Genomic DNA, 11,525 nt, shown 5'->3' on the forward strand with positions numbered 1-11,525 from the left:
GCCGTAGCGTCGGGGCATGCTCTCCTCCGCCATCGCCGGGTTCGTCGCGTCCGCCGTGCTGATCATCGCCATCGGGGCGCAGAACGCGTTCGTCCTGCGCCAAGGGTTGCGCCGGGAGCACGTACTCCCCGTGGTCTTGACCTGCGCTCTCTCCGACCTCGCGCTGATCTCGGCCGGCATCGCCGGCCTCGGCGCGGTCCTGACCGCGCAACCCGCGCTGATCACCGCGATCCGATGGGCCGGCGCCGCGTTCCTGATCGGCTACGCGTTCCTGGCCGCCCGCCGCGCGCTGCGCCCGCAGGCCGCCCTCGACCCGGCCGCCCAGGCCCCGGCGACGCTGCGCGCCACCCTGCTCACCTGCCTCGCCCTGACCTACCTCAACCCGCACGTCTACCTGGACACCGTGCTGCTGCTCGGCTCGGTCGCGCAGCAGCACGCCAGCCGCTGGGCGTTCGGTCTCGGCGCGGCGGCGGCCAGCCTGATCTGGTTCGCCGCGCTCGGCGTCGGCGCGCGGCGGCTCGCCCCGCTGCTCGCCCGGCCCGCCGCCTGGCGGGTGCTGGACGGGTCGATCGCGCTGGTCATGGCAGTTCTCGGGGTGACCCTGATAGTGCAGGCTTGACTCTCGATCAGGTCGAGACACCAGGGTCTACCGACGTGGGGAGCGACATGCGGGGCATCGGCGAGGCGGCCCGGGCGAGTGGTCTGAGCATCAGCGCGCTGCGGTTCTACGACAGCGCGGGCGTGCTGGTCCCGGCCGCGGTGGATCCCGCGACCGGCTACCGCCGGTACACGTCCGAGCAGATCCGGGCCGCCCGGCTCATCGCCGGACTGCGGCGGGTGGGCATGCCGGTCGCTGAGATCGCGGCGGCGGTGCGAGACCTCCGTCAAGACCCTTCAGCGGTACGGGTGAAGCTGCACGACCACCTGGTCCGGCTGGAGTCCGGTCTCGCCGACGCCAAGCGTGAGCTCCTCCGCCTGCACACACTGCTCGACCTGGAGGAGAACCTGATGACCCGGATCACCCTGCCCGCCGCCGACCTGTCCGCGGCCCTCGGCGCCGTGCTGTTCGCCGCCGAGGGCGCGACCGACCCGCTCCCGCCCGGTGTGCTGTTCGAGACCGGTGACGGCGCGGTCACCGTGGTGGCGACCGATCGTTACCGGCTGGCCGCGGCGACCGCCCCGGCCGTGGTCGAGGGCTCGCCGGCCCGGCTGTTCCTGCCGTACCAGCTGGCCGAGGAGTTGCACGGGATCCGGGCCGGCTCGATCACGGTCGACCTCACCGGCGGCCTGATCTCCGCCCGGGCCGGCGACCGGACCGTCGAGGGGAAGCCCGTCGACATGGACTTCCCGGACTACCGCCGGCTGCTCCCGCCGCCCGGTTCGACGGTCACCGTCGACGCGGCCGAGCTGCGTGACCTGCTGGCCGGCGCCCCGGTGATCGACCGTGAGCACGAGGGCCGGCCGTACCCGGTGTCGGTCCTCGGCCTCGACCCGTCCGGCCGGCTGCGGTTCGCCGGCGCCGACGAATGGGCCGCCGACACCGAGTCGCATGTCGCGGTCAACCGGGAGTTCCTGTTGCAGGCCCTCGACGCCGGCGCCGCCGGCCAGCTCGAACTCGAGCTCGACGGCCCGGTCCGCCCGCTGATCGTCCGCCCGGTGGGATCGGCGTCTCATTTCTCACTCCTCATGCCGGTCCGCCACTGAGAGGTAGGTAACCGTTCAGCCACAGTCCGGCACCGGTCCTGGAAAGGCGGTGGGATCGAGTCGCTGCTGGACAGGAAGCCCGGCTACCTTCGCAGGCGTGCGCACAAACCGGCAGGAGGAAGAGCTCAACGCCGCGGCTACCGGCGCCTCCATGACCGGGTGGGAATTCGCCTGGCTGGACGGCCTGGCCGTGGCGTCCGAGCCGTCCTGGTCGTACCTCGACCTGGCCCGTCCTCTGGTGCGCCGCGCGTACAGCGTGCTCGACCTCGACACCGGCGGCGGCGAGCTGCTCGCCGAGCTGGCCCCGCTCCCGCCGCGCACCGTCGCGGTGGAGACCTGGGCCCGCAACACCCCCGCCGCCCGCGAACGGCTCGCTCCGTTCGGGGTGGCGGTGCAGACCGAGCTGCCGTCCGAGGAGGACGAGTTCGATCTCGTCCTCAGCCGGCACGGACGGCTCCCCGCCGCCGACATCGCCCGCCTGCTCAAGCCCGGCGGCGTTCTGCTCACCCAGCAGGTCGGCAGCGACGATCTGGCCGAGCTCAACACCGCCCTCGGCGCCCCACCCCCGCATCCGCGCCGGTGGGACGCCGAGGTCGCGGTCGGCGCGCTGCGCGCGGCCGGGCTGCGGGTCACCGACGTGCGCGAGGAGCATCCGCTCCTCGCGTTCCACGACATCGCCGCGGTGGTCCATCAGCTGCGGTCGGTGCCATGGCAGATCAGAGACTTCACCCCGCTGCGGTACGAACGGGAGCTCGCCCGTCTGGCGGCGACGATCCGGGCCCGGGGCGGATTCACGGCGCGGGCACACAGGTTCCTCGTCCGGGCCGAGCGGCCGACAGAGGCATAAGCATCAAGCCTCTTTCAGGGGAATGATGCTGTCAGGCAACTAACCCATTCGGGTCCGCGGGCCGGAAATTGTTCCGAGAATTGCTCCGGTTCGGTGCCTTCGGGGCCGATTGATTCACGTTTCGACCATCGCCCTGGGGGTTTTCCGGCAATCCGAGCCCGGCTCGGGCTTGCCAACCCGCGCATCCGGTGCATCGTGGACATCGATGCTGGTGGAGACCTGTTTCATCGATCTTCACCACGGTGCCCGGTGATCGGTGCGGCGGCCGGCTTCACGCGAACGGGGTAGCCGGGACGGCCCGGAACCGCCGCCGTCTCGCATGCAACAGGTGAACGGTACGGACGATCGTCGGCTTGGGACGGGTCCGCCATCTTTGTCGCAGCGCCGGGAGGCCTTGTGGGCCCCGGTGACATCCGATTAACGACGTGCACCCCGAGTAGTCGCTCGTGACTCGTTCCGGGGTGACCGCACGCTGACCCGGTTCCAGGAGGAATATTTCGATGCGTAAGTTCACCAAGCGCTCCGCCGCCATCGCTACCGCCGCTGTCGTGGCCGTCGGCGGAGCCGGAGCAGCCTACGCAGCCTGGCTCCTGAGCGGTGGCGGCTCAGGTGCAGCCACCGCAGGCAGCGCTCAGGGCCTCATTCTCACGGACATCAATACTGCCGGCCCGGGCGACGACGTGACCGTGACCCCGGCCTTCTTCCCCGGCAGCACGAACGACGTCGCGTTCACCGTTGAGAACCCGAACCCATTCCCGGTCCGGATCACCGGCATCGTCCTCACCGTCGGCAACTCCACCAACGAGGCCAACTGTCTCGCGGCCAACGTGACGGTCAACAGCCAGGCGCAGCTGCCAGCCGCCGCGACGCTGGTCGTGCCTGCCAAGGTGGGCGCGAACAACGGAACTTCGGCGATCAACTACACCGGCGCCCTGCGCATGATCGAGAACGCTCACGACGACTGCCAGGGCGCGAGTTTCCCGATCACCGTGGCTCTGTCTGCCAACAGCGGCACCACCCCCGCCACCGGCGGCCCGGTTGGTCCGAACCCCCCGCCGGCCATCCCGTGATTCCGCGGAGAGAGCGCCGGGCGCGGCGCTCTCTCCCACCGTTGTAGCCTTCGCGGATAGGAGCCTGATCGTGCTGAAAGCACTCTCGCAGCGCCGAGCGCTGGTCGCGGGGGCGGTCGCCGGAACACTCGTCGTCTCCGGCGGGGCCGCCTGGGCGGTATGGCGGCTGACCGGTGGCGGCAGCTCCTCCATTACGGCATCCTCCGCGATCGACCTGCGACTGACCGCCCGCCCACGCCCGGACAAGCCGCTCTACCCGGGGGCACGGACCGACCTCACGGTCACGGTCGAGAACCCGAACCCGTTTCCGGTCGTCGTCACCGCAGTACACGCGGGAAGCGGCCCGGTCACCGTGGACGCCGCTCATCGCGCTGCGGGCTGCGTCAACAGTGGTGTCTCACCGACCCGGGGCCGGAGCGCGGTGTCCCTGCCGGTGCCGGCCCGGTCCAGTGCGAGTTTTCTGCTGCTCGACGCGATCCAGATGACCAATGAGTCGGACTCGGCGTGCCAAGGGGCGACGTTCGGTATTCCGCTCACCGCCAGTGGGAGGAGCGGTGTTGACTGACTTCCCGAAACTGCGGACGGTCCGCCGGATCGCGGCCGCCGGGACGGCCCTCGCCTGTGCGTGGGTCGCGGCCGGTTGGCGTACCGAAGAATCCGAAGTCGACCTCGCCGAACGCGCCGCGTTCGCGTTCACGGTGACCGGGAGCCCGATGGAGCAGTTTCATCCGGGCGCCGTCCGGCGCACACGGGTGACCATCGCGAACCCGTATCCGTTCGCGATCCGGATCCGGCAGGTGGACGCCCGGGTCACCGGAAGTTCGAAGTCGCGATGCAAGCCGACGCCGGCCAACCTGGTGATCGGGAGCTATCGGGGTGGGTTGCCGCTGATCGTTCCGGCCGGTGGGCGGAGGACGGCCGGAGAGTTCGAGGTGACCATGCCGGACACGGTCGCGGACGCCTGCCAGCGGGCGACCTTTCGGCTGGCCTTCTCGGCCCGCGCCGACCGGGTGGCACGGTGAGGCGGCAGACGGCGGCGTTGACCGTCGCGGCCGGGACTCTCGCGGCTGTCGCTGTCGGCAGCGGGATCACCGCATGGGCGAGCTGGCGGGTGGAACTGACGAACGGCCGGGGCACGCTCGCGGCCGCGTCGATGCCCACCATGGCTGAGCCCGGCGTCACGGCCACCACCCGGGTCCCGCGGGTGGAGTGGGCGGCGGTGCGGTTCGCGTCCGGGCACCCCGTGGAGGGCTATGTGGTGACCCGGCGCACCGGCAAGGCCCAGGCGGAGGCCTGCCGGGCCCCCGCATCCGTGTTCAGCTGCACGGATGCGGGGGCCAAGCCGGGGAGCGAGGTGACCTACACGGTCCGGGCGATCGCCGGCTCCCGGTGGACCGGGCCGGAGAGCCCGGCGAGTGACCCGATCCGGGTGCCGGGCAAGCCCGCCGGCACCGGGCCGACGCACGCCACGGCGGGCGATCGGACGAGCGGAGGCGGCCCGGTGAACGACGGCGCGACCGGGCCGGTGGAGAAGGCAGAGGCGACGGCACCCGTACCGTCGGCGTCCCCCTCTGCCTCTCCCTCCGCCTCGCCCTCCGGCTCGATTTCTCCATCGCCGGTGGCGACGGGCAGCGCGGAGGTCACGGCCGGCGGGTAGGTGCGTCATGGCCGATGGGTGTGCGGCGGCAGGCATAGAGCGACAGGGCTGGTCCGGGCGGCTGCCGGGCAAATCGATCGTCCGGCGGGAGGTGGCCGGACGGTCGATTTCATCACCCCGCAGGGGTAAGCCGTAACGGCAGACCTGTCCGATTTATGCGCTGGAAGGGCGGACGGAAAACCGATCACATCGGACATCCGCGTCGGGGAACGTTATATGAGCGCCGAACCCGGCATCTTTCCCACCGGCCCTCAAGGAGGAACGAGCCGCATGCCCGAACCAAGGGATCCCCGCGCGGCGGCCACCCTCGGAGTCGCTTCGTGAATCGGCGCGACACCCTGCCCGGATTCACCGAGAGCGACACCCGGATGCCCTCGCACCTGGAACTCGACGCCGCCGAGCACGAGGAGCCGACCTGGGAGGTCCGGCATCCGACGAGGCGGCGGCGGTTCGACAAGCGGGCCCGGCTCATCCTCAGCGCCGCGGCGATCGCGGCGCTGCTCGCCAACGCGGGCGCGGCCTGGGCCTACTGGCGGTTCAACGATCCGGCGGCGGCCGAGGACTGGACGGCCGGAACCACCGTGGAGGTGTCGCTGACCGCCATCTCCGATCCCGGGCGGCCACTGCGGCCGGGCATACCGGGAAACCTGACGGTGACCGTCACCAACCAGCACGAGGTGCCGGTGCACATCACCGAGATCCTGCCCGGCAAGGGACCGGCGGTCGCCGACGACGTCCACCGGGACGCCGGTTGCGCCGAGCCGCGGGTGGAGTTCACCCAGCCGATGTTCGCGGTGTCGTGGGAGGTGCCGCGCAACACGGTGGGCGCGTTCATTCTCAACGGCGCTCTGGCGGTACGGGCCGGCGGTGACACCTCGTGCCAGGGGGCGACGTACACGGTTCCGGTGCGGGCGAAGGCCGTACGCCCATGAGGTCTTTCAGACGTTGATGCGGTGACGCGGGATCGGCCGCTCGATCCGGGCCGGGTCGACGACCACCGCATCGTGCAGGACGTGCCGTGCCCGGTCGGTGGCGGCGCGCGCGAGGCGCCCGTCGTGGGAGGCCGCCTCGATGCCGTCGGCGATCACCTTGGCGGTGGCCTCGCCGTACGTCCGGGCATCGTGGATCTCGCGTTCGTGCATGAGCGACGCCTCGTGCTCGCGGAGCCGGGCCACCCGGGCCTCGGCACGCTCGTAGGCGTTGCCGCGGGAGACGAGTTTGAGCCCGATCGCCGCACAGTCGAGGGCCACCATCAGCAGCGCGATGCCCAGATAGAAGACGCCGACGCCCCAGAAGTCGGTACGGATCAGGTGCCACATCGCCGCGGTGCGGGCGCCGAACCCGGAGTCACCGCGCACCGCCTCGGCATTGGCGGCCCGTTCGTCGCTGATCTGCTCGGCCAGCCGGGACTGTTCGCCGGCCCGGGCCGCCCGGGACTGCCGCTGGTCGTGTTGTAGCGCGGCGGCCTGCCGTTCCAGCCGGACGGCCTGGTCGTCGAGGATCCGGGACCGGCGGACCAGCTGGAAGCAGTAGCCGTTGCGGGGACAGCCGGGGCTGCGGGTGACACCACGGCCGGCCGAGTCGTCGAGCGCCTGCCGGTACATCTGGCGGGCGTCCGCACGTTTCTGGGCGGCCCGGTCGACGAGGCGGCGGACCGCGGTGTCGTCGGCGGCGGTCTCTCCGCGCAGGGCGGCCAGACGGGCCGTGTAACCGGCGACGGCGCCACCCGCGTCCAGGTCGCTGAGCTGCTCACTGTGCACGCGGGCCAGGTGCGCCTCGATCTCGCCGCGGTACCGGGCCAGCATCAGCGGCTCGGTGATGACGATCGCGAAGAGCAGGGCCAGACTGAGCCGGCCCAGGTAGAGGCCGAGGGTCGGCGGGCGCAGCAGATGCCGCGGGTCCGACGACTCCAGCCGTTCGTAGCTGATCGTCACCCGGCCCACGACCGCCCGGTCGTAGGCGACCACGCCGATCGCCACCAGCGGCCCGACCACCCACTGGTACCAGGGATGGGCGTAGCCGGAACTGGCGTCGATGAACGCGGCGCCGCCCACCGTCGCGTAGACGAAGTAGAGCAGGATGAAGACGCCTATCGATCGATAAAGAACGCGGTCCGAGTGTGTGGTGACACTTCGGGGATTCACGTTCGCCACCCGCAGCAGCAGGTGCCCGAGGCCCTTGCGCATGCTGCCGAGTCTTACCGACTCCCCGGCCGCCCGTAGGCGTTTTGGCCAGGATCAGCGGCGCTTCCCCGGGTCAGCGGCGCTTTCTCCTCTGAGCCGGGCGGCGCTTGTCCCTGAGCCGGGCGGCGATTCTTCAGGGTCAGGGCCGCAGGATCGTCGGCTCGGTGATGGTGGCCCGCACCAGGACCCGGGCCTCGACGGTCTGCTGCCGGGGGGCCAGGTCGAAGGCCGCGCCGTCCTCGGCCTCGGCAGCCCCGCCGACCGCGCGCATCATCGCCGGGTGGGCGCCGGCCGCCTCGGCGTCCGAGATCTCCACGATGCGGTCCAGCTCCGAGCCGACCGCGGCGGCGTACTCCCGGGCGCGGTCCAGGGCGTCGGTGACCGCCTCCCGGCGCACGTCGGCACCGGCCCGGCTGCCCGGCCGCAGCTGCCACCAGGGACCGGACACCGAGATGGACTCGCCTGACGCGAGCCGGGCCAGCAGCTCGCCGAGCGGGTCGAAGTCGGTGACGGTGACCGTGGTGGTCAGCGAGCCGGAGTAGGTCGCACTCCGCTCGACACGGCGCCGGTACTCCTCGTAGACGTGCAGACCGGCGGTCTCCTGGCGCTCGATCGCCGCACGGTAACCGTCGAGGATCCGGCCCACCTCGGCCGACCGCTCGGTGAGACGGGCGACCACGGCCGGCTTGTCACGGTCGCGTGCGGACACCGTCACCGAGAAGACGGCCTGTTCCGGGGGCACCTCACGGCGTGCCTCGCCGTGGACTGTCACGATCGTCGGGTCCACGGCGAGACTCTCCCTCTGCGTCAGAACGGCTCACTCAGGCGGTCGGCTGCGGCCGCCACCCGCTCGTCGGTGGCGGTCATGGCGATCCGCACGTGCTGGGCGGCCGCCGGGCCGTAGAAGGCGCCCGGAGCGGCCAGGATGCCCCGCTGGGCGAGCCGGTCCACGGTCGTCCAGCAGTCCTCGCCGCGGGTCGCCCACAGGTAGAGACCGGCCTCCGAGTGGCTGATCTCGAAACCGGCCTTGACCAGCGCCGACCGCAGGACCTCGCGACGGGCGGCATAACGCTCGCGCTGCTGCTCCACATGCGTCTCGTCGGTCAGCGCGGCCACCATGGCGGCCTGCACCGGCGCCGGGACGATCATGCCGGCGTGTTTGCGCACCGCCAGCAACTCGGCGACCAGGGCGGGGTCGCCGCCGAGGAACCCGGCCCGGTAACCGGCCAGGTTGGAGCGCTTGGAGAGCGAGTGGACGGCCAGCACACCCGTGTAGTCGCCGCCGGTGACCCGGTCGTCGAGCACCGACACCGGCGTGGTCTCCCAGCCCAGCGACAGATAGCACTCGTCGCTGACCACGGTGACACCGCGCTCGCGAGCCCAGGCGACGACCTTGCGCAGATGCTCCACCGGAAGCACCCGGCCGGTCGGATTGGACGGTGAGTTGATCCAGATCAGCTTGACCCGGGGGTCGGGGCCGATCGCGGTGAGCGAGTCGGACCGGATCACCTCGGCGCCGGTCAGCCGCACCCCCACCTCGTAGGTCGGGTAGCAGACCGACGGGATGACCACGACATCGCCGGCCCGGACGCCGAGCAGCGTCGGCAGCCAGGCCACCAGCTCCTTCGAGCCGATCGTGGGCAGCACCCCGAGGTCACCGCTCGCCCGGCACTCCCGGGCGAGCCAGCCCGCGATCGCGGCACGCAACTGCGGTGTGCCGGCGGTCAGCGGGTAACCGGGCGCGTCCGAGGCGTCCGCGAGGGCCTGCCGGACCGGCTCGGGGACCGAGTCGACCGGCGTGCCGATCGACAGGTCCACGATGCCGCCCGGGTGTGCCGCGGCGAGCTTCTTGGCCGGCTCCAGCAGGTCCCAGGGGAAGTCCGGCAGGGCCGACGACAGAGCGCTCAGTGTGCGTCCCCGCGAGGAGGCTGCGAGATCACGAACGGCGTGTCCTTGTCGATCTTGCCGACCTTGGAGGCGCCACCGGGCGAGCCGAGGTCCTCGAAGAACTCGTAGTTCGCGTTGGTGTAGTCCTTCCACTGCTCCGGCACGTCGTCTTCATAGAAGATCGCCTCCACCGGGCAGACCGGCTCGCAGGCTCCGCAGTCGACGCACTCATCGGGGTGGATGTAGAGCATCCGGTTGCCCTCATAGATGCAGTCGACCGGGCACTCCTCGATGCATGCCTTGTCGAGCACATCGACGCAGGGCTCAGCGATGATGTAGGTCACGGATCTTTCCCTTCAAAGCCACGCCGCGGGAACCGCCGACGACAAATTGCAGAGCCTAGTATTCCCGCCTAGGGAGGTAATGCGTGCTCCGACAGCAGGATGTGGGACACCGGGTGGTGGTACGGCGAATTGTAGGCGTATCCGGAGACCGGACGCTCTTCACGGATGCGCTCGGTGAGCTAGTCGACCTCACGGAGACCGATCTCACACTGGCCACCGACAAAGGCACTCTACGGGTGCCGCTGCGCGAAGTGCACCGCGCCAAGCGGGTGCCGGCGGCCCGGCGGCCGCACGCCGCCGCCGTGATCGCGCTGGAACTGGCCGCCGACGAGGCGTGGCCCGCCCCGGTGCGCGGCCGGCTCGGTGGCTGGCTGCTGCGCGCCGCCGACAACTGGACCGGCCGGGCCAACTCGGCGCTCGCCGTCGGCGACCCGGACCGCCCGCTGGAGGCAGCCATCGACGCGGTCGTCAAATGGTACGGCGAACGCGGCCAGCAGCCCCTGATCAACGCCCCGCTGCCGCTCGCCGCGCCGGTCAACGCGACCCTCGACGAGCGGGGCTGGACGAGCCGCCCGCTGACCCTGGTGCAGACCGCCCCGCTGACCCCGATGCTGGCCACCACGGCCCGCGCCGACCTGCCACCCGTCGACCTGGCCGATGCGGCCGGCGACGACTGGTACGCGATGGTCGCCGAGCACAAGGGCACCCTGCCGGCGGCCGCCCTGACCATCCTGAACAGCGTGCCGGACCGGGTCTTCGCGCACGTCCGCGACACCGACGGCGGACTGCTGGCAGTGGCCCGCGGCGCGGTCACCGGACCGGACCGGCTGCTCGGGGTGTCGCTGGTGCAGACCGCCCCGGCCGCACGACGACGCGGCCTGGGCGCGCACGTGGTGCGAGCGCTGGCGCACTGGGCCTCCCAGCGCGGCGCCAACCGTGCCTACCTCCAGGTTGAGGAGCGGAACACGGCGGCGGTCGCGCTTTACGGGCGGCTCGGTTTCAGCACCCACCACACCTATCTGACCAGGGAAGCACCCCGGGACTGATCCGCGATCTGGTGGACTCCGGGCACACCTGAGACTTCTGCACAGCCACCTCAGCTTGAGTAAGGACAGCCCTCAGGCGGTTGGCATCCCCTCGCGGCTCCTCGCCAGCGACGCCTCCCCACGACCCGTCGCCACGCCCGCGACGCCTCCCCGAGGCCCGGCGCCACGGCCCGTCGTCACGGCCCGTCGTCCGTGGCCCGGCGTCCGTGAGCCGGCGTCCGTGGCCCGGCGTCCGTGAGCCGGCGTCCGTGGCCCGGCGTCCGTGGCCCGGCATCCGTGGCCCGGCATCCGTGGCCCGGCATCCGTGAGCCGGCATCCGTGGCCCGGCGCTCGGCACCCGGCACTCGGCACTCGGCGCTCGGCACTCGGCACTCGGCACTCGGCACTCGCGGATCTTGCACGGTTCTTCACCCTCGCGCCGATCTTGCAGCCCTTTCCACGTCCCGACCGGAAGAAAGCTGCAAGGTCTCCCCCGCGCAGTAGACCTTGCACGACAAACCACACCCAGACGTGAAGAACCCTGCAAGATCGCTGCAAAGGTGGGGAACCATGCAAGATCTACCAGGCCGGCCGGGGCCGAATCTGCTGCGAGCACGACATTCCGGCCTGGTGTCCCGGTCACATGAGTGACCGGTGCGACAGCCCGAAGGCGGTGGCCGGGGGAGGGCCCGGCCGGCCGCGAAGTCATCGCACGGGGTCACGTCCACGGAAGTGGTGTATGAACCGGACTTCCGGGACAAAGGAGGCAGCCACCGCAGATCCTTCGGATTGTCTAGATCACGAAGGA

General features: G+C 71.4%; 13 protein-coding genes. 9 read left to right on the forward strand and 4 right to left on the reverse strand.

The window, feature by feature from the left end; genetic code table 11:
- Positions 1–16 precede the first annotated feature (16 nt).
- The 8 genes from AB0E94_RS48250 (at position 17) to AB0E94_RS48285 (ending at position 6,210) form a co-directional block, all read left to right on the forward strand.
- The gene (locus AB0E94_RS48250) at positions 17–619 is read left to right on the forward strand and encodes a LysE/ArgO family amino acid transporter (RefSeq protein ID WP_360342028.1); all 603 of its coding nucleotides are present in this window, start codon (positions 17–19) and stop codon (positions 617–619) included.
- 35 nt (positions 620–654) lie between these two features.
- On the forward strand, positions 655–1,704 hold the full coding sequence (locus tag AB0E94_RS48255; protein ID WP_360342031.1) for a MerR family transcriptional regulator: 1,050 nt from the start codon (positions 655–657) through the stop codon (positions 1,702–1,704).
- A 97-nt stretch (positions 1,705–1,801) separates the two neighbouring features.
- The gene (locus tag AB0E94_RS48260; RefSeq protein WP_360342034.1) at positions 1,802–2,551 is read left to right on the forward strand and encodes a methyltransferase domain-containing protein; all 750 of its coding nucleotides are present in this window, start codon (positions 1,802–1,804) and stop codon (positions 2,549–2,551) included.
- Between the two features lie 500 nt (positions 2,552–3,051).
- Positions 3,052–3,621 carry a hypothetical protein gene (locus AB0E94_RS48265; protein WP_360342037.1) on the forward strand — a complete coding sequence of 190 codons (570 nt, stop codon included), beginning with the start codon at positions 3,052–3,054 and terminating at the stop codon, positions 3,619–3,621.
- Between the two features lie 70 nt (positions 3,622–3,691).
- Complete coding sequence (locus AB0E94_RS48270) at positions 3,692–4,186, forward strand: hypothetical protein (RefSeq protein ID WP_360342040.1); 495 nt, start codon at positions 3,692–3,694, stop codon at positions 4,184–4,186.
- Positions 4,179–4,643, forward strand: coding sequence for a hypothetical protein (locus tag AB0E94_RS48275; protein WP_360342042.1), 465 nt, complete (start codon positions 4,179–4,181; stop codon positions 4,641–4,643). The genes AB0E94_RS48270 and AB0E94_RS48275 overlap by 8 nt, the downstream gene beginning before the upstream one ends.
- Complete coding sequence (locus tag AB0E94_RS48280) at positions 4,640–5,278, forward strand: hypothetical protein (protein ID WP_360342045.1); 639 nt, start codon at positions 4,640–4,642, stop codon at positions 5,276–5,278. The genes AB0E94_RS48275 and AB0E94_RS48280 overlap by 4 nt, the downstream gene beginning before the upstream one ends.
- A 320-nt stretch (positions 5,279–5,598) precedes the next feature.
- The gene (locus AB0E94_RS48285; RefSeq protein ID WP_360342047.1) at positions 5,599–6,210 is read left to right on the forward strand and encodes a hypothetical protein; all 612 of its coding nucleotides are present in this window, start codon (positions 5,599–5,601) and stop codon (positions 6,208–6,210) included.
- Positions 6,211–6,216: 6 nt separating this feature from the next.
- Here the strand turns inward: AB0E94_RS48285 and AB0E94_RS48290 are convergent, their stop codons facing one another.
- From AB0E94_RS48290 to fdxA, 4 genes are all read right to left on the reverse strand, one after another.
- On the reverse strand, positions 6,217–7,464 hold the full coding sequence (locus AB0E94_RS48290) for a DUF4407 domain-containing protein (RefSeq protein ID WP_360342049.1): 1,248 nt from the start codon (positions 7,462–7,464) through the stop codon (positions 6,217–6,219).
- A 136-nt stretch (positions 7,465–7,600) separates the two neighbouring features.
- Positions 7,601–8,248 (reverse strand): SIMPL domain-containing protein, encoded by a 648-nt coding sequence (locus AB0E94_RS48295; protein WP_360342050.1) that lies wholly within the window; start codon positions 8,246–8,248, stop codon positions 7,601–7,603.
- 20 nt (positions 8,249–8,268) lie between these two features.
- Positions 8,269–9,369: a succinyldiaminopimelate transaminase gene (gene dapC, locus AB0E94_RS48300; protein ID WP_360342062.1), complete on the reverse strand. Its 1,101-nt coding sequence runs from the start codon at positions 9,367–9,369 to the stop codon at positions 8,269–8,271.
- Positions 9,366–9,692 (reverse strand): ferredoxin, encoded by a 327-nt coding sequence (fdxA, locus tag AB0E94_RS48305; protein ID WP_360342053.1) that lies wholly within the window; start codon positions 9,690–9,692, stop codon positions 9,366–9,368. Before fdxA ends, dapC begins: the two co-directional genes overlap by 4 nt.
- 83 nt (positions 9,693–9,775) lie before the next feature.
- Here fdxA and AB0E94_RS48310 point away from each other — a divergent pair, with 83 nt between their 5' ends.
- Positions 9,776–10,738 (forward strand): GNAT family N-acetyltransferase, encoded by a 963-nt coding sequence (locus tag AB0E94_RS48310; RefSeq protein WP_360342056.1) that lies wholly within the window; start codon positions 9,776–9,778, stop codon positions 10,736–10,738.
- Positions 10,739–11,525 lie beyond the last annotated feature (787 nt).

The organism is Actinoplanes sp. NPDC026670, assembly GCF_040638175.1.
Taxonomy (GTDB): Bacteria; Actinomycetota; Actinomycetes; order Mycobacteriales; family Micromonosporaceae; genus Actinoplanes.

Excerpts from the sequence above, each read along its gene's own strand:
- AB0E94_RS48250 (WP_360342028.1), top strand. The coding sequence starts at position 17 with ATGCTCTCCTCCGCCATCGCCGGGTTCGTCGCGTCCGCCGTGCTGATC.
- AB0E94_RS48265 (WP_360342037.1), top strand. The coding sequence starts at position 3,052 with ATGCGTAAGTTCACCAAGCGCTCCGCCGCCATCGCTACCGCCGCTGTC.
- AB0E94_RS48290 (WP_360342049.1), bottom strand. The coding sequence starts at position 7,464 with ATGCGCAAGGGCCTCGGGCACCTGCTGCTGCGGGTGGCGAACGTGAAT.